The sequence below is a fragment of the Chloroflexota bacterium genome, assembly GCA_011322445.1.
Classification (GTDB): Bacteria; Chloroflexota; Anaerolineae; order Anaerolineales; family DRMV01; genus DRMV01.
Genome location: DRMV01000038.1, coordinates 15,443 through 35,173, shown reverse-complemented (window position 1 = coordinate 35,173; position 19,731 = coordinate 15,443). Strand labels below are relative to the sequence as shown.

Sequence of the window (19,731 nt, the reverse complement as noted above, 5' to 3'; positions counted from 1 at the left end):
TCGTGGAGCGCACCCTAAGTTGGCTGGTGAAACGCCGGAGTGTACGCACCCGTTGGTGCAAAAAACCGGAAAACTATTTGGCCTTTGTGTTATTCGCTGCTGCCTCCATTGTGCACGATTTGGCTTTTTTCGGATAGACTCTTAGACACTTGACACCTGACACTTTTAACCACAAAACGCCCTCATCCCAAGCAGGGACGAGAGCGCGTACTCCCGCGGTACCACCCTGGTTCCCGCCGGCGTGGGCGGGCACTCGGTCGGGCACGGCCTGGGGGAAGACTTATGCCCGCGCCCCGGTAACGGAGGGCGAGATCGGCGCCCCTACTGGGGGCTTGCGCCCCGTTCGGTTTGCGGCTCCGGAGGGATTTTCAGCCTGCCACCGCCGCCCGGCTTCCACCATTCCAGGCTCGCTGTGGGCGTGTCACAGACCTACTCGTCTCCATCGACGCCTTTGGGTCATGCATCTTGCGTGCCTTCATTATGCCATAAAGGCACGCTGGGGTCAACTTTGCGCACCACGAATGACGCGGCTACTCGTCCTCCCAAGGGCGCAGCAGGGTGGGGCGAGAAGGCGAAGAGGCTCTACGGCCAGACCTTCTGCCCGTTGCATTCCATTTGGTGCAGTTTGGCAAACACCTTCTCCTGCACGGCAGGGGGCAGCGTGGCATAGCCGAGGTCGGCAGCCTTCTTCGCAGCCGCTTCGTCGGTCAACGCCCAGTGGATGAAATCCACCAACGCTTTGGCCTTGGCGCAGTCTTTGTAATCTTTCATGTGGACAATGAGGTAAGTGTAGCCCATGATCGGCCAGGCGTTCTCACCAGGGGCGTTGACGATCTCGGCGGTCAGATGTGCATCGAAAGCATCGGCAAACGAGGCCATGGCATCTTGCATGGTGGCGGCGTTGGCTTCCACGGTGTTACCAGCAGCATTGACCAGCTTCGCCATCGGGATGTTATTGCTCTTCGCGTAGGCGAGTTCCACGTAACCAATGCTGTAAGGCGTGGACTGCACGGCTTGCGCCACGCCAGGGTTGCCTTTGCCCCCCACGCCATGACCGGCTGCATCGGCCGGCCACTCCACGGCTTTCCCAACCCCAATCTGCTCTTTCCACGTCGGGTCTATCGCCGCGAGGTAAGAAGTGAAAATCTCCGTCGTGCCCGAGCCATCGGAGCGGTGCACCACGGTGATTGTCTGGTCAGGCAGGTTCACACCGGGGTTAAGTTTGGTAATGGCGGGGTCGTTCCATTTGGTGATCTTCCCCATGAAAATGCCCACCATCGCGGGGCCGTCCAAGACCAGCGTTTTGACCTCGGGCAGGTTGTAAATCGGCACCACAGCACCCGCCACCATTGGCAGCATTTGCAAGTCAGGCATCCTTTGATATTGCGCCTCACTCAACAGGGAATCCGAGCCGGCGAAATCCACTGTGCCGTCCATGATGGCCTTCTGCCCGCCCCCTGAGCCAATGCCCTGGTAGTTGATGGTGACATCGGGCTGCACAGACTTGTACATTTGAATCCATTCATTGTAAACCGGCAGCGGGAAGGTCGCGCCTGCGCCGTTCAACACAATGGGGCCTGCCTGCTGGCCGTTCCCCGCAGAAGCAGCGTTGCCGCCGCAGGCAGCCACGGCCAGTGCCGCACCGGCCAGCACGATGAACAGAAAAACTTTGCGCATTTTCTCCTCCATTCAATGATTGTGATTGTCACCGCAATGGTAGCACGGCAAAGTTAACGGCGAGATAAGGGAATGCTAACATGCGGTTAACAAAAAACGGCCGGGGCTTCAACGCCCTTGGGCAACGCAAACCCCACCATACTGCCTTGCCCTTCAACACTCTCAGCCCAAATGCGCCCCCCGTGCATCTGGATCGTATGCTTGGCAATGGCAAGGCCAAGGCCGCTTCCCTGGCTATCGCGAGATTTGTAGAACCGCTCGAAAATGCGCGGCAGGTCATCGGGCGGAATGCCGCGGCCGGTGTCGTGCACGGTAAAAACCACCTCGTCCGCTCCTTCCACCGCAGCCACGACCACGCGCCCCCCTGCAGGCGTGAACTTGATGGCGTTGTGCACCAGGTTGAGCACTGCCCGCTGAATGCGCCGCCTGTCGGCGAGCAGCGGCGGCAGGCCGGGGGGCAACTGCACTTCCAGCGCCACCTCTGCCCGCCTGGCGTAAGGCATCAACTGAGCCACTGGCTCGTGCAAAATGTCTTCCGGGCACAGCCATTCCTTTTGCAGCACCTCCTGGCCCGATTCCAGCCGCGAAAGCGTCAGCATCTCTTCGACCATTTGAATCAAATTGTCCAGTTCGGTTTCCATGTGACGCAAGAAGCGTTTCGCGGCAGGGGGATCTTCCCACGCGCCTTCGCTCAGGGTTTCCACCACGGCTTTCATGCCAGCCAAAGGCGTGCGCAATTCGTGAGAAAGGTTGCTGACGAAATCGCTCCGCATGGTTTCCATCTGGCGGAAGCGGCTCAAGTCATGCAAAAGCAACAGGCACTGGCGGCCTTCCCCAAAGGTTACTCCCGTCACCTGCAACACTAGGCCGCGTGAAGGCACCTCGACAATATCGGTCTGCTTTTCGGGGGCACGCAAGCAGGCTTCCCACAACGAAAGCAGCGTGGGAAAAGGCGCCACTTCGGCCAACACGCGCGTGGTGGCGGTTGCCGCGTCCACCTGCAGCAGGCGCGCCGCAGCAGGGTTGAGGAGCAGCACATGCCCGGCAGCATCGGTAATGACCACACCTTCAGCAGCATGGTCAACGATGGCAGCCAGGCGGCTCTGCACTTCGGCCAACCCGGCAGCATGGGCCTGCAAACGCTCGGCGGTCTGGTTGAAAGCCGTAAGCAAGGCATGCTCACGTGCGCGTTGGGGGGCCAAAATGCGGGCCTGGAAATCGCCTTCCGCCAGCCGCTGCAAAGCCCCCTCCAGGCGCGCCAGCCACGCGGCGTACCGATGGGTGAACGCGCCGACAAGGAAGCCGCTCAGCAGTGCGGTCAGCGCCGCCAGCACCAGGGCGCGCCCTCGATTGACGGGAGAGACCAACAACAAAGCCATGCCGCCGTTGACCACCCCCATGAGCGCCGTCGTCAGGGCCGCTACCCGCAGCGATAAGCCTCGCATTGCTTCAACCCTCGAAACGGTAGCCTGCTCCCCGCACGGTCACGATGCGCTGGGGGTGCGCAGGGTCGTCTTCGATTTTTTCGCGCAGCCAACGGACATGCACATCGACAGTGCGGCTGCCGCCGCTAAATTCCCACCCCCAGACACGTTTCAAAATGAGCTCGCGAGAAAGCACCATCCCCCGGTGACGTGCCAAAAAGAGCAACAGTTCAAACTCTTTGGGCTTGAGGCGCACCACCCGCCCCCCTCGCCGGACCTCACGGCGGGCAGGGTCGATCACCAGCCCCTCGAAGGCAAGTGGCGATAGCGCAACCGGCAATTCGTCCCCCGCCGGCGGGACAGGCTCGCCGCGCTGCCCGCCTGTCAGGCGACTGCGCCGCAATTGCGCCTTAACCCGCGCCAGCAGTTCGCGCATACTGAACGGCTTGGTAATGTAATCGTCGGCCCCAATTTCCAACCCCAGCACCTTGTCGATTTCTGCCGTGCGGGCAGTGAGCATCAAGATGGGCACGGCGCTCTTCTGCCGGATGAAGCGGCACACTTCCAAACCGTCCAGCCCGGGCAGCATCCAATCAAGAATGATGAGGTCGGGGTGGTGCTGCTGGGCCAGTTCCACAGCCTGCCACCCATCGGTAGCCGTGACCACGGCATAATGTTGTTTTTCGAGGTTATAAGTGAGGGTATCGAGCAAGGTGGGGTCGTCTTCCACCACTAAAATTTGGGCCTGCATAGGCGAGCCTTCAGGGAAAGGGGGAAGGCACCAGCGCAGCCTCAGCCACGCCATTGCCCAATGGTTTCCCCCGTGCAAAGCACCTCGTGCCAGATGGCCCGAAGTGCGAGACGGCCAAAATTGAGTCGGGGCGGGCGGACTCGAACCGCCGACCCCCGCGTCCCAAACGCGGTGCGCTTCCAACTGCGCTACGCCCCGTTGCCGTGGTTTGCGAGTGCAAGTATAATGCCCTCACGCGGCAGCGTCAAGCAGCCTCGCGGCGCTGTGCCTTGCTCACCCTTTTCCCCCGGATGTGCTCATGCCTGTCACCCTCACCTTTCCCGAACCGCACGTCGGCCTGCTCCAGGTTTCCCGCCCGCAGGTGCTGAACGCCCTTTCATGGGAAGCCATGCAGGCTTTCGGCGAAGCCGTGGAAGCCGCCCGCATGGCCGACCTGCGCGCCCTCGTGGTCACCGGCGGCGGGCGCGCCTTCATCGCCGGGGGCGACCTGAAAGAATTGGCCGCCTACCCCACCGAGGCCGATGGCCGCCGCATGAGCCGCCTGATGACCCGCGCCCTCACCGCGCTGGAAAGCCTGCCCTTCCCGACGATTGCCGCGGTGAACGGCCCGGCGCGTGGGGGCGGTTCCGAGGTGGCGCTGGCTTGCGATCTGCGCGTGCTGGCCGAAAACGCCGATTTAGGCTTCGTGCAGGTTGCCTGGTATGTTACCCCAGGCTGGGGCGCGGGGCAACGCTTGCTGCGGCTGGTCGGTTACGCCCGCGCGCTGGAATGGCTGCTGACAGGCAAGGTGCTCTCGCCGCAAGAGGCGCTGGAACATGGCCTTGCCAACCGGGTGGTGCCGGCGGGAGAAGCCCTGCCCGCTGCCCTCGACCTGGCGCGCGGAATTGCTGCCTTGCCCCCCACCGTCAGCCGTGCCATCAAAGAAGTGCTACGCGCCGGCCTGACCCTGCCCCCCGCCACGGCCGCGCGGCTGGAGCATGAACTCTTCCCCCCGCTGTGGGCCGCGCCTGAGCATGTGGAAGCCGTGCGCCGCTTTGCCAGCCGCAAACGCACCGGCTAAGGGAGGAAAATCCATGCCGAAAGCCGCCAAACTGCCCCCCGCCCTTTACCATGCCCACCACGGCGCCTTTGCCGAAGACCTTTCTTTTTGGAAGGGTCTGGCCGCCGAAAGCGGCGGGGCGGTGCTCACTTTGGGGTGCGGCACAGGGCGAGTGGCAGTGCCCATCGCCGCCGCGGGCATACCCACTGTGGGGGTGGACTGGGACGCGGGCATGTTGAACTTTCTGCGACGTCGGCTTGCGCCCCGCGGCGAGGGATTGCCTCTGAGGCTGGTACAGGCCGATTTCCGGGCATTGCCCCTCAGGGCCGCGGCGTTCCCTCTCGCCGTGCTGCCTTGCAACACCTACACCACCGTGCCACCGCGCGAGCGGCGCACATTCCTGCAAGGGGTGGCGCGGGTGCTGCGGCCAGGCGGGCTGTTTGCGTTCAGCGCCCCGAACCCGCGCCTGGTGGCTTCCCTGCCCCCCGTAGGGGAAGCCGAGCCAGAAACGGCTTTCCCTCACCCAAAAAACGGCTTGCCGGTTCAGGTGAGCAGTGGCTGGCACCGGATGGAAGAACGCTGGAGGGTGTTTTGGCACTACGACACCCTCCACCCCGATGGCACAGCCACCCGGCAGACCGCCTCTCAAACCCACTGGCTGCCCCCGCTGGAAGCCGAACTCGCCCGGCTGAAAGCCGCCGGCCTTCACCCCCTGGCCCAATATGGGGATTTCGACAAGACGCCCCCAGCCGCCGATGCGCCTTACTGGATCGTCATCGCCCGGCGTCTTTAACAAAATTCCTATCTCACGCTTGCATTTTTCTAACACGCCTCTGCTATGCTATGGGTGGTTGGATGAGAAAACCAACAAAGGAGGTGTGTTATGACCCTGTATCGCATGGATCCCTTCCGCCGGATGGAGCGGTTGATGGACGCGATGGACCGCCTGATGGAAAGCAGCGTGGTGCCGGTGAGCGATACCCGCCAGCGGGGCGTACGCATTCCGCTGAACGTCAAAGCCGATGACGACGCCTTCACCATCATTGCGTGGGTGCCCGGCCTGAGCAGCGACGACCTGCACATCGAGGTGCTGGAAGACACGGTGGTGCTTTCGGGCGAGTTCCAAGCGCCGGAAGGCGAAGGATTGCTGTTGCAGGAAATCCCCGCCGGTCCCTTCAAGCGTGTCATCACCCTGCCCACGCCGCTGGAACCGGGCAAAGCCAAAGCCGAAATCGCCGACGGTGTGCTCACCCTGCACCTGCCGAAAGCCGAGGCTGTGCGTCCGAAAGAAATCAAAGTCGTGGCCAAGAAATAACCGTTTTCACAAAACCGCCGCGCGCAAAAAAGCCCCCTGGGCGGGGGCTTTTTTGCTTTAAGCAGGGGGGTGATACCCCAAACCCCAGCCACCGCCTCACGGTGAGCACCCCGGCGCAAAGCCAAAACCGGGCCACAAGCCACGCCGTTGCCCGCGAAATAGCCCTTTAGTACCCGGCCAGCCACGCCAAAAAACCGCGCGTAAGTTGTAAAAAGTTTGAGGTTTCTTTCATTTTCTGGTATCCTTAGGCAGACATCTCTGCAAGGAGCGCATTATGCCCTGGCCTCAGAAAGAATGGCTCACCTTGAGCGAAGTGGCGCAAATTCTCGGTGTGCATCCCTCCACCGTCCGCATTTGGGCCAACCAGGGGAAAATCCCCGTCCATCGCACCAATGGCGGCCACCGCCGCTTCCGCCGCAGCGAACTGGAATTGTGGATGCTTTCCCGCGACCCTTCCCACGAAGTGGATATTCCGCGCGATTTCATCCAGACCCTTTTGCGGCAAGTAGGCACCCAAATGGCTCAAAGCGAAGTGCGCACCCTGCCGTGGTATCGCAAACTGAGTGACGAAGCACGGGCCCAATACCGCCGCCGCGGGCAGGCGCTGGCTCAGCAATTGTGGGTCTATTTGACAGGGGATAGCACCAACGCCTCTGAAGAAGCCAAGAGCCTGGGCTACGAATACGCCACCCTCGCGCGTCGCAGCGGCCTTACGGAGGGTGAAGCACTGACGGCTTTCCTCTTCTTCGCGGGCGTTGTGGTCGATGCCCTGGTCGAAGTGGTGGAACATTCCCGAGTGCAATCGCCGCATGTTTGGGCAGCAATGATGCAGAAAATCAAGTCCTTTGTCACCGATGTGGCAAGCAGCATGCTGGAAACCTACCAGGCCTACGATAAAGGTTTCCCCGCAGCCTGATACGTTCCCACCCTTTCAAGCCAAGAGGCTGCCATGAGCGAGCAGTTTTACGTTCTGATTGTGGAAGACCATCGCGAACTGGCGCGGGTGCTGCGCGCCGGCGTAGAGGCCCTGGGGGAAAACTTTGCTGTCTTCGACGCGCCTTCCGGCGAAGAGGCCCTGTTAGACGCCTACCGACATGAGCACATGGACGCCGCCATCATCGACCTTCGCTTGCCCGGCATGGATGGGCGCGAGGTCGCCCGCCGGCTGCGCCAACGTCATCCCGACATCAAAATTTTCCTGGTTTCAGGGCAACCGGAAGCCGAGTTGCGCGCGGCAGCGGAAGAGGTGCAGGCCGATGGTTGGTTCCGCAAGCCGCTGGAACTGGCCGACCTGCTGGATGCGCTGGAACGCAAACTGGGGCTGGTGAGCAGCATCTTGGGCGATGCGCCCGTCAGCCTGTCGGCCGCAGAAGAAGAGCGCGCCGTGGGGCGAATGACCGACCTGATGGCCGACCTGCGGGGCGACCTGGGGGCGCGGGCTGTCTTGCTGCTCAACGACGTTGGCCGGGTGGTGCTGCAGGCCGGCGCGTTAGATAGCATCCTCAGCCAGGACACATTGTTAGCCCTGATGTCCCTCTACGCGGGTGGCGTCAAGGTCTCTCGCATGTTGCACACCCCCGCGCCGCGCTTTCACTTCCACCTCCAGGCCGAGGGCCTGCGCCTGCACCTGACTTCTCTCAGCCGACAATATGCCCTGCTGGTGGTATGCAACCAGCATTGCAAAACCCTCTCCCCCGACGAACTGGCCGCAGCCATGCAGCGCACCGTCAACGGCTTGCTGGATGTTATGAAACGCCTGGGAATTCTGCCTTCCCAGCGAGAAGCTCAAGACGCCTTTCCCCCCCTCACCGAGGCGTTGGAAGAGGCAGCCGAAGGCGGCGACGACCTGCTCGCGCTGCTCAACGACGGCCTTTCGCCCGAGGAAGCCGAAGACTTTTGGGAACAACTGGCCGTCGACGACGAACCGCCAACCCACGCCATCAACCCCGACGTGCTTTCCTACGAGCAGGCGCAGCGGCTGGGGCTGGCTCCCCCCGGCGAGGAATCTTCAGATTAATCGCGACGCTGTTGCATCGCGCCGGGCGCGCTCATCGCTTTAGGAGGGAAAACGATGGTCGAAATCAGTTTGGCTCGCCAGTGCATCCTCTTTCATGGGCTTGTGGAAGAGGACATCCGCCGCCTCATTGCCCTGGGCACAGAACAAACTTACCACAAGGGCGACGTGCTGGTCACCCAGGGCAGCCACGAAGGCAAGGTCTTCGTGCTGCTGGAAGGCATGGTGGAAGTGCAGGTCAACGCCGGGGAAACCGCGCGGCCAGTGGTCGCCCTTGGCCCAGGCCAGTTGATTGGCGAAATCACGCTGGTTGATGGCGGCCCCCACTCTGCCACCGTTGTCGTGACCCAAACACCGACCCGCGTCCTGGCCTTCGAGCGCGACGCCCTGTTAGCCCTTTGCGAAGCACACCCGCGCATGGGCTATCGGCTCATGCGCAACATTGCCGCCGATTTGGGGTTCAAAGTTCGGCACCACAATCTCAGCATGGTTTAGCCCTAACCTCAGGGGGAGGTGTGTATGGCGCTCTACAAAGTCAGTTACGTTGTACCTGGTCGTCCTGCGGCGGGGGCGATTCTGACCCGTCGCGATGCGCCCCACGTGGGGGAAATGGTCGTGCTGCACGGGCAACGCTACCGCGTTGTGGAAGTCATCGAACTCCTGCCGCCGCAAGGCGTGGTACACTTTCTCCACGTCACCCTCGCGCTGGCCGACGAATCCCCAGCCTAACGCCTTCCCCGGGAAGGCCATAGCCCCCCTGCGAAAAGCGGCCTGCGCGACATCTCGAGTTTGAGCGTTGTTGCCTGTGTCCCGCTTTCGCGCCACCCCTCTCGATCTTCACCGCATTCAGGCCATTTGCTTCGACATCGACGGCACCCTGAGCGATACCGACGACATCCTTGTCGCGCGCCTGGCGCGCTGGTTGCAGCCGCTGGCATGGCTGCCCCTGACCCCCGCGCCGGAAAGGTTGGCGCGGCGACTGGTGATGGCTTCCGAAACACCGCTCAACGAACTCTACGCAGCCACCGACCGCCTGGGCTTAGATGCCCCACTGCTGAAGCTGGCCCGTGCGCTGCGGGCTTTCCTGCCTGCCCGACAACCCGCTTACCGCCTTGTGCCCGGCGTGCATGAGATGTTGGCCGCGCTGGCGCCTCATTACCGGTTGGCAGTGGTCAGCGCCCGCCCGCGCCCTTCCACCCTGGGCTTTCTGGAGCATTTTGGCCTCACGCCTTACTTCCAAAACTGCATTGCCACTGCCGAGACCTGCGAGCGCACCAAGCCCGACCCCGCACCGTTGCGCTGGGCTGCCCACTGCCTCGGCGTGCCACCGGAAGCCTGCCTGATGGTCGGCGACACCACCGTGGATATTCGCGCCGGTCGCGCCGCGGGTGCCCAAACCGTGGGCGTGCTCTGCGGCTTCGGCGAAGAAGCCGAACTCCGCCGGGCCGGGGCGAACCTCATCTTACCCACCACCGCCGACCTCGCGGCTGCGCTCCTTTCCCCGCCCGAGGCACCCGCCAAATAGCACGGCTTCCCCGCAGTGGCCTCACACACGGCCCCGCCAGCAGGCTCACAGCACAAAACCCTTGCCCTGGAGACTTCCATGTCGCGCGTCGCGCTGTTTCTGGATTTCGAAAACTTCTACCAAACCCTCAAGCGGCGCACCGTGGGGCGGCACGGCCCTTTCGGCGCTTCCCCTCGCTTGAACTTCGAGCAACTGGTGGATTACATTGAAGAAAACTACGGCCAACTGGCACGGGAAGATTTCATCGCCGTCGCCAACTTCACCCACTACAACCCCCAAATCGGCGGGCTCAATCGGGTGGCAACGGTCATCGACGCCCAGAGCTTTCTCAGCCGGGGCGCCCGCCAGCAGCAGTTTGGCCGCCACAAGGGCAAGAAGTTCGTCATCCGCAACTACGCCGACATGCGGCTGGCCTTCGAAGTGGGGCGGCATGTTGCCACCCGCCCTGCCGACATTTACATCCTCGGCAGCGGCGACCACGCCTTCACCGCCATTGGCCGCACCCTGCGGAACATGGGGTTCGACGTCGTTTTCCTCGCCGCCGACCCCGATTCTCCCTCGCTGAGCCTGCAAATTCAAACCGAGTTCGACCTGCTCGATTTCGCCGTCACCCAGCAGGAACCCGAACCGGAGCCCGAAGCGCCCCCCACCCCGCAAGAAGAGGCCGACCAGGCCGAAGCGTTAGCCGCCCTGGTCGGGAATCTGCGGCGGGAATTCAGCACGGCCATTCCGGTGGCGCTGGTCGAGGCGCTGCTGGGGCCTGAAAAAGCCGCCGAGGCCATTCGGCGGGCTCAGGGCGCGGGCAAAGTTGATTTGTGGGAAAGCCCCTCCGGCATCCCGTGCATTTCGCTGCAAAGCGAGCGGCTGTATGGCAAAATTCAGCCCATGGAAAGCCGCCCTGCCCTGGTGGAAACCGCCCGCCTGCTGGCCGCAGTCCACCACATTGCCCGGGAAGCCCCGCCGCGCGCCGACCGCCCTTACTGGCGGCGGGCCTTGCGCGCCCGCCTGGGGCTTTCCAACCGCCAGGCAAAGGGTTTGCTGCAACGCCTGGTAGCCCTGGGCGTGCTGACCGACGGCCACATGACCCAGCCGCGCGTGACCCTCGACGCCGTCCGCGCCCTGCTGGCTGTTGCCGACGAAGGAGGGCATGGTGGCGCGTAGGTTTTTCGCAGGTCTGCTTCTGCTGGCAGGGTTGGGCATCGTGCTGGCATCCTGCGGGCCAGCCACGCCCTGGCCTTCCCCCACGCCCACCATCACGCCCACCCCGCTCTCCACACCCACCCCCACCGCGCGGCCTTCTTCCACCCCCACACCTTACGGCGCGCCTTCGCCTTCCCTCGCCGCCGCCTTGGACACGCTCGAGAGCCAGGTGCGCGCCTTGCGGGGGTTGACAAAAACCGCGGCGGTGCGGCGGGTGGTGCTGCCGCCCGAAGCCTACACCCAACGGCGGCAACAGGCTTTCCCCACCTCCGCACCCCCTCACATCACCGCCTGGCGCGCCCTCGACCTGCTGCCCGCCGACGCCGACCTCGCCCCCCAGGTGTGGAACGCCCCTGCCGAGCGCGCCCTGGCCTTTTTCGACCCCGCCTCTCAGACCATCTTCCTCACCTCGCCCCAAGGGCTGACCGCGCCGCTGCGGTTGGCATATGTCCACGCTTACGCCCGCGCGCTGCGCTTCCGCGAGCATGCCCTGCCACCCTGCGGCAACGACGCCGATCAGTGCGCCGCGCTGCAAGCCCTGGCCGAAGGCGACGCGGCTTACACCGAAACCTTGTGGCTGTTCGCTTACGCTTCTCCCGACGACCTGCAAGCCCTGGCCGAAAGCAACGCGCCCCTCATTGCCTCTCCCGAAGCACTTCCCCTCGCGGTGGTGAAACAGCAGCAATTCGCCGCGCAATGGGGCTTTGCCTTCATCTATGCGCTTTCCCAACAAAATGGGTGGGCGAGTATCGACGCGGCCTTTGCTCACCCACCGCTGGCCACCGCCCAGATTTTGCACCCCGAAAGTTATCCTGCCGCGCCACCCGAAGCCGTCCCCCTACCCGCCGCCGACGCCCTCACCAACGCGCTGGGCAAAGGCTGGCAGGAAGACGCCCGGGGCGTTTGCGGCGAATGGCTGCTCTATCTCATGCTGACCGCCAGCATACACCCTGACGCCCGCCTCGACGGCAGCGACGCGCTGAACAACACCGCCGGGTGGCGGGGCGGGGCATGGGCTACGTTCCACGGCCCTGCCGGGCAACTCGCCTTCCTCGCCGATGTGCATTGGGCCGAAGGCACCGACGCAACGAATTTCGTGCGGGCTTTCGTGCGTTACGCTCGCGGGCGGTATGGGCCGTTAGCCGGGCGGGCGTATCGGGTGCTGTACTGGGAAAGCCCCCACGGTGCGGCGGTGCTGCGTTACAGCGCGACCGAGAAGCGCACCGTTTGGGCTTTTGCCCCCACACGGGCCGCCGCCGAGGCCTTGCTGCGTGCAGCCAACGCCCCACACGAATGACCCTTCAGCAAGGAATGCCCTGACCCACACGCCGCTTGCGAGGGGGAATGCTGTATAATCACTCCAGGAGGTGCATGATGAACACAACGAACCTGGAAGGCAAAGTTGCCGTCATTACTGGCGCCTCGCGCGGCATCGGGCGGGCGATTGCCGAAGCGTTGGCTGCCGCCGGTGCAGCAGTGGTGGTTTCCAGCCGCAAGCAGGAAGCCGTGGATGCGGTGGCCGAGGCCATCCGTGCCCAAGGCGGGCAGGCGCTGGCCGTGGCCGCCCACACTGGCAACAGCGAAGCCGTGGGCCACCTGATCGCCCGCGCCGTGGAAACGTTTGGCGGCCTTGACATCCTGGTGAACAACGCCGCCACCAACCCGCATTTTGGGCCGTTGCTGACCGCTGAAGAGAGCCACTGGCATAAAATTCTGGATGTCAACGTGGTGGGCTATTTTCGCACGGTCAAAGCGGCGGTGCCGCACATGCAGGCGCGCGGCGGCGGCAAAATCATCAACATCGCCTCCATTGCCGGGCTTACCCCGCTGGAAGGCATGGGCGTTTACAGTGCCAGCAAGGCCGCCGTCATCATGCTGACCCGCGCCCTGGCGCTGGAACTTGCGCCAGTCAACATCCAGGTCAACGCCATTGCCCCCGGCCTGGTCAAGACACGCTTCAGCCAGGCACTGTGGGATAACCCGGCCCTGAGCGAAAAAGTGCTGGCAACCATCCCGGCAAAGCGCATGGCGTCGCCGGAAGAAATTGCCGCCGCGGCGCTTTACCTGGCTTCCCCTGCCAGCGATTTCATCACCGGCGAGGCCCTGGTGCTCGACGGAGGCCAGCGCTGGGCTGCCGGCAAAGTCAGTTAGTTTACCCTTTCCCAAAACAAGGAGGCTCGAGTGGCCGACCAAGTGGATTACCGGATACACGGCGACGATTTGCAGATGGTGGAAATCATCCTCGACCCCGGCGAAGGCGTGCGCGCCGAGACGGGGACGATGACGTTCATGGAAGACGGCATCGAAATGGAAACCAGCACCGGCGGCGGATTCCTGAAGGGCCTCAAGCGCGCCTTTGCTGGCGAGAGTTTCTTCATCACCACCTTCCTCAACCGGGGGCAGCGTCGCGCCAGCGTGGCCTTTGCTGCGCCTTACCCCGGCAAGATCGTGTCGCTGGACCTGACAGCGGAAGGTGGCTCGTTCATTTGCCAGCGCGACGCTTACCTTTGCTCAGCACAGGGCATCGACGTCACGGTGGCTTTCAGCAAACGGCTGGGTGCCGGGCTGTTCGGCGGTGAGGGCTTCGTACTTCAGCGGCTGGAAGGCAAGGGACTGGCCTTCATCCATGCAGGTGGCACGGTGCTCGAAAAGCAACTGGCAGCGGGTGAAACCCTACGGGTCGATAGCGGCTGCATTGTGGGCTTTTCCACCACCGTCGATTACAACATCCAACTGATGAAGGGCTTCAAGAACATGCTCTTCGGCGGCGAAGGGCTTTTCCTCGCCACCCTGCGCGGGCCGGGGAAAGTTTATTTGCAGAGCCTGCCGCTCTCCCGCCTGGCCGACCGCATCCTCGCGGCTACCCACAAGCAAGTGGGCGAAAAGAAAGGCGTGGATGGCATCGGCGGCGACCTTTTGGGTAATTTGTTGAGCGGTTCGTAGCCATGCGGGTGCTGCTCGACGGCTGGCCGTTGGTGCGGGCGCCGCTTTCGCCCGCCGCGGTGCATCTGTGGAGCGCCTGGGAAGCCCTGCGCGTCGCGGGGGAAGAAGTCATCGTAGCCTGGCCTGCTTCGCCACCCCCGCCGTGGGAAGCCGCGCCCGCGGAAATCTCCCCCCAGCCGCCCACATCGCGCGGGCGCCTGCGGTGGGAACAGCGCACCTTAGCACAGCAGGCCAGGTACCAACAGGCTGACCTGCTCTACGGCACCGCAGGCCTGCCCCTATGGCGCGCGGTGCCTACGCTGCACGCGCCTGCTCCCGAAACTTCCTCAGCCCGCTCTGGCGGGTGGGCGCGGTTGCGGCTGGCGCTGGGCGAAGGCGGGGCCGCACGGGGGACCACGCTTTCGTCGGCGGCTTTGCCACCGCCGCCACCTCTTTCCAGCCCTGCAAGCCTTCCTTTACCGCGGCCTCTGCCAGAAGCCTTCGTGCTCTTCCACGCGCCTTTGCACGCCGCCCACTGGGAACGGGCATTGGAAGTTTGGTTGCGGTGGGCAGCAGGCAGCATCGGCGGCAGCACGCCCCTGGTGATCTTGGGCGCGCCCGACGACCTGACCGTGCCTGCCCCGCCAGAAATTGCCGACACCATCATTCCCTACCCCGCGGTAAACCCGGCGCTCCTGCCGGCGGTGTATGCCCACGCGGTGGCATTGTTTCACCCGCTGGTTGCGACGGCGTGGGGTTCTCCCCTTCGGCTGGCGTTAGCGTGGGGCGTGCCGGTGGTAGCCTGTGAGGAAGCGGCCACGGCGGCCATGGTGGGCACAGCGGCATACCTCGCCCCCTGCGACGCTGCACGCGACCTTGCCGCAGCCCTGGTCACCGTCGTCGTGGAAGACGACGTGGCCGACGCCCTGCGGGAAAGCGGCCGGGCGCGCGCCGCAACATGGACAAGCGAAGCCTTTTTGCAAGCCGTGCACCAGGCTGCGCGGGCGTAAAAGCCCGACAACCGCGCTTTTTTCACACCAGCCCTTGACAGACGGCCGTTTTCGGGCACAATTAAACCAACGGCGATGACGAAGGAAAGTAGGCCGACGGAAGCCGCCAGAGAGGGGCGGGCACAGGCTGCAACCCGCCCTCGGTGGAAGCCGACCGAAGTTCCCTTCCGAGCCGCCCGGGTGAAGGTGCAGTAGCCCGGGCCGCCGCCCCTGCGTTATCGGGGGAGCCTATCGGCAACCATTGCCCGTAGGCGCAACGAGTGGGCTGTGCCGTGCACGGCCAACAAGGGTGGTACCGCGGGTTCTCCCTCCCGTCCCTTGATGGGGCGGGAGGTTTTGGTTTAACGCAGAAGCGCAGAGATGGCGCAAAGACGCAGAGAGATTAGCGCCAAGGTCGCCAAGATGACGCCAAGGGCGCCAAGGATGGACGCAACGCAAAGAAAAAATTTCTGTGTCTGCTGTGGGTTTTTTGTGTCTTCTGTGTTTTTCACCCAATCGGTGTAAATCTGTGTCAATCGGTGGATGAAAATAAAGGAGGTCGTATGCTGGAAGAACTGGAACGCATTCAACAAAAGGCATTGCAGGCCCTGGCCGACGCGCAAGATGCCGAGGCGCTCGAGGCCTGGAAGGTGGCCCACCTGGGGCGCAAATCGCCGCTGATGCAGGTCTTCCCCCAGATGGGCAAACTCTCGCCCGAAGAGCGCCCGCTGGTGGGCAAGCGCGCCAACGAAATTCGACAGGCACTGGAAGCCGCATACGCGGAACGTGCGGAAGCCCTGCGCCAACAGGCCCTGGCGCAGGCGCTGAAAAGCGAGCGGCTGGACATCACTCTGCCCGGCCGGCGCCCCCACCGCGGCGGCATGCATCCGGTCACCCAAACCCACCAGCGCATCATCACCATCTTCGCGGAAATGGGCTTTCAGGTGGTGCGCTCGCGCGAGGTGGAACTGGACGAATACAACTTCCAACTGGTCAACATTCCGCCGCATCACCCCGCGCGCGAAATGCAAGATACGTTCTACATCGACCACGGCGGCGACGGCGAGCATTACCCCGTGCTGCTGCGCACCCACACCACCGCGGGGCAAATCCACGCCATGCGCGCGGCCACGGGCTACACCGGCGAAGGCCCCCTGCCCGAAAATCCGCCGCCCCTGCGCGTCATCCTGCCCGGCATGGTCTATCGCTACGAGCAAATCACCGCCCGCTCCGAAATCCAGTTCACCCAGGTGGAAGGACTGGCCGTGGGCAAACACATCACGTTCAGCGACCTGAAAGGCACCCTGCTGGACTTTGCCCGCAGCATGTTCGGCCCCACGGTGCGCACTCGCTTCCGCGCCAGTTATTTCCCCTTCACCGAGCCGAGCGCGGAGATGGATGTGGAATGCTTCCTCTGCGGCGGCAAAGGCTGCAACGTGTGCAAATACACCGGCTGGCTGGAAATTCTGGGCTGCGGCGAAGTGCACCCCACCGTGCTCCGCAACGGCGGCTACGACCCCGAAAAATACACCGGCTTTGCCTTCGGCATGGGCCCTGAACGCATCACCATGCTGCGCCACCATATCGAGGATATCCGGTATTTTTGGAGTGGTGATTTGAGGTTTCTTGAACAGTTTTGAGGACGGAGGGATTGAGGTATTGAGGAATTAGGGTATTGAGGGATTGAGGTAGTGAGGAAGTGAGGAGGAAGTGAGGAGGAAGGTGATGGACAAGGAAGAGCAGCGCGGGTTGGAAACGCTGGTGGCCTGGCAGAAAGCCGTCGCGTTCACTATCCGGGTGCATCGGGAAGTGCTGCCTAAATTGCCGCCAGAAGAAAAATATGCGCTGGCAATCCAACTGCGCCGCGCTGTTCAGAGTGTGCCGGCCAACATTGCTGAAGGCTATGGACGCTACACTTTCAAGGATTCCTCGCACTTCTACTACATTGCCCGCGGTTCCCTGGAAGAAGTGTACACCTACCTCGTCTTGGCCCACCGCCTGAATTATCTGGACGACGCTCTTTTCCATTCCTTGCAAGATGAACTCCGCACCTTGCGCCACGTCCTCAACGGTTACCTCAAATTCCTCAGAAAACAACGCCGTTCCTAACCCTTCAACACCCCCAACCCCCCAGTTGCCTTAATTCCCCAATTGCCCCAATACCCCAATACCCCAATGCCCCAGTTGCCTTACTCCCCCAGTCGCCCCCAATCCCATCCCCTCGGAGGCCCCCCATGCTCATCCCTCTTTCCTGGCTCAAAGATTTCGTTGACATTGACATCTCGGTAGAAGAATTAGCCCAGCGGCTCACGCTGGCTGGGTTGGAAGTCGAAGCCGTGCGCTATGTGGGCTTGCCCATGCCCCAGGGGCCGCGCCACGAATTCAAGATTTCCGGCCTGGAATGGCCGCCCGACAAATTCGTGGTTGCGGCCATCCATGAGGTCAGGCCGCACCCCAACGCCGACCGGCTGGTGCTCTGCCGCCTCGACGACGGCGAGCAGGAGCACATCGTGCTCACCGGCGCGCCTTCCCTGCTGCCCCTCAAGGGCAAGACGCTGGAAAAGCCCCTCAAGGTGGCTTACGCCCGCGAAGGCGCCCGCCTTTACAACGGCCACGCCCCTGGCTGGGAACTCATCACCCTGAAGCGCGCCAAAATCCGCGGCGTGGTGTCGTATTCCATGGTCTGCTCCGAAAAGGAACTCGGCATCTCCGAGGAAATGGACGACATCATCTACCTGCCCGACGACGCGCCCGTGGGCACGCCCCTGGCCGACTACCTCGGCGACGCGGTGTTCGATATCGCCATCACCCCCAACATGGCGCGTAATGCCAATGTGCTCGGCGTGGCGCGGGAAACCGCTGCCATCCTCGGCAAGCCCCTGCGTAAGCCTTCCCTGGATGTGCTCGCCGAAGGCGCGCCCATCGAAGGCCAGGCCGCCATCCAGATTACCAACCCCGACCTCAACCCCCGCTTCATGCTTGGCCTGATTCGCGATGTGGAAATCAAGCCCAGCCCCTTCTGGGTGCAGATGCGCCTCAAACTGGCCGGAATGCGCCCCATCAACAATATCGTGGACGCGACCAACTATGTGATGCTGGAAACCGGCGAACCGCTGCATGCCTTCGACTACGATGTGCTGGTGCAACGGGCTGGCGGTAAAGCGCCCACCATCATCACCCGCACCGCGCACCCGGGCGAAAAACTCACCACCCTCGACGGCGTGGAGCGCACCCTGGACGACTTCACCGTGCTGGTCTGCGACACGGCCGGCCCGCTTTCCATCGCCGGGGTGATGGGCGGCGAAGAAAGCGAAGTCACCGAAAACACCCGCAACGTGCTGCTGGAAGCGGCCTCCTGGAACTTCATCAACATCCGCCGCACCGTGCAGCGCCAGCGGCTTTCCTCTGAAGCCGCCTACCGCTTCTCCCGCGGGGTGCACCCCACGCTGGCCGAAGTCGGCCTGCGCCGCGGGCTGGAACTCATGCGCCAGTGGAGCGGCGGCACCGTAGCCCAGGGCTTCCTGGACGAATACCCCAACCCGCCCCACGACCCGGCGGTCACCCTCACCGAGGACGACATCGCCCGCATTTTGGGCATTCGCCTGGGGCTGGACGAAATCGCCGACCTGCTCACCCGCCTGGAATTCACCTGCACCCGCGAAGGCGACGCGCTGCGGGTGCAAACCCCGCCCCACCGCCTCGACATCGGCGAAGGCATCATCGGCAAAGCCGACCTGGCCGAAGAAGTCGCACGGCTTTACGGCTACGACCGCCTGCCCACCACCCGCATCGCGGACGAACTCCCGCCCCAGCGCCCCAACCCCGACCTGCTGCACGAACAGCGTCTGCGGGAAACCTTAGTCAACCTGGGCCTGCGGGAAGTCATCACCTACCGCCTGACCTCGCCTGAATGGGAAGCCCATCTGTGGCCGCCCGATGCGCGGGAAAACGCGCCCACGGAAGCCGACTACGTCCGCCTGGTCAACCCCATCGCGCAGGAACGCCGTGTGCTGCGCCGCAGCCTGCTGGCCAGCATGATGGAAGTGGTGGTGCGCAACAGCCGCAACCAGGCCCGTCAGGCGCTCTTCGAAATCGCGCCCGTCTTCCTGCCCCGCGAGGGCGAACTGCTGCCTCAGGAACCCCGCCGCGCGGTCATCGCACTCACCGGCCAGCGGGAAGCCCCCCACTGGGAAGGCGCGGACACCGCCCCGATGGACTTCTACGACCTGAAAGGCGTGCTGGAAGCCTTAGCCGCCGCCCTGCATCTGGAAAATGTCACGTTCCGCCCCGCGCAGCACCCCTCGCTGCACCCCGGCAAATGTGCGGAAATGGTGGTAGGTGACCAGCCTGTGGGCGTGTTTGGCGAACTGCACCCCGCGGTAGCCCACGACCTGGACCTGGACGCCGCGCCCGTGCTCCTCGCCGACCTGGACGCGGAAACCCTGCTCCGTCTGATTCCCGAAGCCTTTGGCGTGCGCCCCGTGCCCGCCTTCCCCCCGGTGCGGGAAGACCTGGCCGTGGTGGTGGACGAAGACATCCCCGCCGCGGACGTGGAAGCCGTGATTCGCAAAGCCGGTGGCAAGCGGCTGGCCGACGTCCGGCTGTTCGACGTCTACCGCGGTGAGCAGATTGGCGCGGGCAAAAAGAGCCTGGCCTACCGCCTGACCTATCAGGATTATGAGAAAACCCTCACCGACAAAGACGCGGCAAAGATTCGCAAGCGCATCGTGAAGGCGCTGCAAAAAATCGGCGCGCAGTTGCGCGGGTAGCCTCAAACCTCGCGCGTTGGGCGAAGATTGCAGAGCAATCAGCCCCCGCACGCCACGAGGAATATCATCCAAAACCAGGCCACCAAAGTCAACCCCGCCCTTGCCT

At 63.6% G+C, this 19,731-nt stretch carries 19 protein-coding genes and 1 tRNA gene; 16 read left to right on the top strand and 4 right to left on the bottom strand.

The features are described from left to right. Positions 1-582: 582 nt before the first annotated feature. The 4 genes from pstS to ENJ54_08025 all read right to left on the bottom strand — a co-directional run bounded on the left by pstS (position 583) and on the right by ENJ54_08025 (position 4,050). On the bottom strand, positions 583-1,689 hold the full coding sequence (pstS, locus tag ENJ54_08040; protein HFC09778.1) for a phosphate ABC transporter substrate-binding protein PstS: 1,107 nt from the start codon (positions 1,687-1,689) through the stop codon (positions 583-585). Positions 1,690-1,763: 74 nt separating this feature from the next. Beyond that, positions 1,764-3,122, bottom strand: coding sequence for a PAS domain-containing protein (locus tag ENJ54_08035; protein ID HFC09777.1), 1,359 nt, complete (start codon positions 3,120-3,122; stop codon positions 1,764-1,766). Between the two features lie 4 nt (positions 3,123-3,126). After that, entirely contained in the window at positions 3,127-3,906 is a 780-nt protein-coding gene (locus ENJ54_08030) for a response regulator transcription factor (protein ID HFC09776.1), read from the bottom strand. Positions 3,907-3,977: 71 nt separating this feature from the next. Beyond that, positions 3,978-4,050, bottom strand: a tRNA-Pro gene (locus ENJ54_08025). 100 nt (positions 4,051-4,150) lie between these two features. On the opposite strand from ENJ54_08025, the gene ENJ54_08020 reads away from it, so the two are divergent. From ENJ54_08020 to ENJ54_07945, 16 genes are all read left to right on the top strand, one after another. Next, positions 4,151-4,912 carry an enoyl-CoA hydratase/isomerase family protein gene (locus ENJ54_08020; GenBank protein HFC09775.1) on the top strand — a complete coding sequence of 254 codons (762 nt, stop codon included), beginning with the start codon at positions 4,151-4,153 and terminating at the stop codon, positions 4,910-4,912. Continuing rightward, positions 4,830-5,684 carry a class I SAM-dependent methyltransferase gene (locus ENJ54_08015; protein HFC09774.1) on the top strand — a complete coding sequence of 285 codons (855 nt, stop codon included), beginning with the start codon at positions 4,830-4,832 and terminating at the stop codon, positions 5,682-5,684. Before ENJ54_08020 ends, ENJ54_08015 begins: the two co-directional genes overlap by 83 nt. A 90-nt stretch (positions 5,685-5,774) precedes the next feature. Then, positions 5,775-6,206 carry an Hsp20/alpha crystallin family protein gene (locus tag ENJ54_08010; GenBank protein HFC09773.1) on the top strand — a complete coding sequence of 144 codons (432 nt, stop codon included), beginning with the start codon at positions 5,775-5,777 and terminating at the stop codon, positions 6,204-6,206. A gap of 274 nt (positions 6,207-6,480) precedes the next feature. Continuing rightward, positions 6,481-7,122, top strand: a complete 642-nt coding sequence (locus ENJ54_08005) for a helix-turn-helix domain-containing protein (GenBank protein ID HFC09772.1) — start codon at positions 6,481-6,483, stop codon at positions 7,120-7,122. A 33-nt stretch (positions 7,123-7,155) separates the two neighbouring features. Continuing rightward, complete coding sequence (locus tag ENJ54_08000; GenBank protein HFC09771.1) at positions 7,156-8,223, top strand: response regulator; 1,068 nt, start codon at positions 7,156-7,158, stop codon at positions 8,221-8,223. A gap of 54 nt (positions 8,224-8,277) precedes the next feature. Further along, positions 8,278-8,715, top strand: a complete 438-nt coding sequence (locus ENJ54_07995; GenBank protein HFC09770.1) for a cyclic nucleotide-binding domain-containing protein — start codon at positions 8,278-8,280, stop codon at positions 8,713-8,715. Between the two features lie 24 nt (positions 8,716-8,739). Further along, positions 8,740-8,949, top strand: coding sequence for a hypothetical protein (locus tag ENJ54_07990; GenBank protein HFC09769.1), 210 nt, complete (start codon positions 8,740-8,742; stop codon positions 8,947-8,949). Between the two features lie 67 nt (positions 8,950-9,016). Then, complete coding sequence (locus tag ENJ54_07985) at positions 9,017-9,745, top strand: HAD family hydrolase (protein HFC09768.1); 729 nt, start codon at positions 9,017-9,019, stop codon at positions 9,743-9,745. A 78-nt stretch (positions 9,746-9,823) separates the two neighbouring features. After that, positions 9,824-10,906 carry an NYN domain-containing protein gene (locus ENJ54_07980; protein ID HFC09767.1) on the top strand — a complete coding sequence of 361 codons (1,083 nt, stop codon included), beginning with the start codon at positions 9,824-9,826 and terminating at the stop codon, positions 10,904-10,906. Beyond that, positions 10,896-12,242 carry a hypothetical protein gene (locus ENJ54_07975; GenBank protein ID HFC09766.1) on the top strand — a complete coding sequence of 449 codons (1,347 nt, stop codon included), beginning with the start codon at positions 10,896-10,898 and terminating at the stop codon, positions 12,240-12,242. Before ENJ54_07980 ends, ENJ54_07975 begins: the two co-directional genes overlap by 11 nt. Positions 12,243-12,319: 77 nt before the next feature. Continuing rightward, complete coding sequence (locus tag ENJ54_07970) at positions 12,320-13,096, top strand: glucose 1-dehydrogenase (protein ID HFC09765.1); 777 nt, start codon at positions 12,320-12,322, stop codon at positions 13,094-13,096. A gap of 30 nt (positions 13,097-13,126) precedes the next feature. Beyond that, positions 13,127-13,888, top strand: coding sequence for a TIGR00266 family protein (locus ENJ54_07965; protein HFC09764.1), 762 nt, complete (start codon positions 13,127-13,129; stop codon positions 13,886-13,888). 2 nt (positions 13,889-13,890) lie between these two features. After that, on the top strand, positions 13,891-14,877 hold the full coding sequence (locus ENJ54_07960) for a glycosyltransferase family 1 protein (GenBank protein HFC09763.1): 987 nt from the start codon (positions 13,891-13,893) through the stop codon (positions 14,875-14,877). Between the two features lie 542 nt (positions 14,878-15,419). After that, a complete protein-coding gene (locus ENJ54_07955) occupies positions 15,420-16,496 on the top strand; it encodes a phenylalanine--tRNA ligase subunit alpha (protein ID HFC09762.1) in 1,077 nt (358 codons plus the stop codon). A gap of 85 nt (positions 16,497-16,581) precedes the next feature. Further along, positions 16,582-16,965 carry a four helix bundle protein gene (locus tag ENJ54_07950; protein HFC09761.1) on the top strand — a complete coding sequence of 128 codons (384 nt, stop codon included), beginning with the start codon at positions 16,582-16,584 and terminating at the stop codon, positions 16,963-16,965. A gap of 125 nt (positions 16,966-17,090) precedes the next feature. Continuing rightward, a complete protein-coding gene (locus tag ENJ54_07945) occupies positions 17,091-19,625 on the top strand; it encodes a phenylalanine--tRNA ligase subunit beta (GenBank protein HFC09760.1) in 2,535 nt (844 codons plus the stop codon). Positions 19,626-19,731: the final 106 nt, after the last annotated feature.

What these genes read in the sequence shown, in the direction of transcription:
- pstS (HFC09778.1), bottom strand. Translation starts at nt 1,689, where the DNA reads ATGGAGGAGAAAATGCGCAAAGTTTTTCTGTTCATCGTGCTGGCCGGT.
- ENJ54_08035 (HFC09777.1), bottom strand. Translation starts at nt 3,122, where the DNA reads ATGCGAGGCTTATCGCTGCGGGTAGCGGCCCTGACGACGGCGCTCATG.
- ENJ54_08030 (HFC09776.1), bottom strand. Translation starts at nt 3,906, where the DNA reads ATGGCGTGGCTGAGGCTGCGCTGGTGCCTTCCCCCTTTCCCTGAAGGC.
- ENJ54_08020 (HFC09775.1), top strand. Translation starts at nt 4,151, where the DNA reads ATGCCTGTCACCCTCACCTTTCCCGAACCGCACGTCGGCCTGCTCCAG.
- ENJ54_08015 (HFC09774.1), top strand. Translation starts at nt 4,830, where the DNA reads ATGAACTCTTCCCCCCGCTGTGGGCCGCGCCTGAGCATGTGGAAGCCG.
- ENJ54_08010 (HFC09773.1), top strand. Translation starts at nt 5,775, where the DNA reads ATGACCCTGTATCGCATGGATCCCTTCCGCCGGATGGAGCGGTTGATG.
- ENJ54_08005 (HFC09772.1), top strand. Translation starts at nt 6,481, where the DNA reads ATGCCCTGGCCTCAGAAAGAATGGCTCACCTTGAGCGAAGTGGCGCAA.
- ENJ54_08000 (HFC09771.1), top strand. Translation starts at nt 7,156, where the DNA reads ATGAGCGAGCAGTTTTACGTTCTGATTGTGGAAGACCATCGCGAACTG.
- ENJ54_07995 (HFC09770.1), top strand. Translation starts at nt 8,278, where the DNA reads ATGGTCGAAATCAGTTTGGCTCGCCAGTGCATCCTCTTTCATGGGCTT.
- ENJ54_07990 (HFC09769.1), top strand. Translation starts at nt 8,740, where the DNA reads ATGGCGCTCTACAAAGTCAGTTACGTTGTACCTGGTCGTCCTGCGGCG.
- ENJ54_07980 (HFC09767.1), top strand. Translation starts at nt 9,824, where the DNA reads ATGTCGCGCGTCGCGCTGTTTCTGGATTTCGAAAACTTCTACCAAACC.
- ENJ54_07970 (HFC09765.1), top strand. Translation starts at nt 12,320, where the DNA reads ATGAACACAACGAACCTGGAAGGCAAAGTTGCCGTCATTACTGGCGCC.
- ENJ54_07960 (HFC09763.1), top strand. Translation starts at nt 13,891, where the DNA reads ATGCGGGTGCTGCTCGACGGCTGGCCGTTGGTGCGGGCGCCGCTTTCG.
- ENJ54_07955 (HFC09762.1), top strand. Translation starts at nt 15,420, where the DNA reads ATGCTGGAAGAACTGGAACGCATTCAACAAAAGGCATTGCAGGCCCTG.
- ENJ54_07950 (HFC09761.1), top strand. Translation starts at nt 16,582, where the DNA reads ATGGACAAGGAAGAGCAGCGCGGGTTGGAAACGCTGGTGGCCTGGCAG.
- ENJ54_07945 (HFC09760.1), top strand. Translation starts at nt 17,091, where the DNA reads ATGCTCATCCCTCTTTCCTGGCTCAAAGATTTCGTTGACATTGACATC.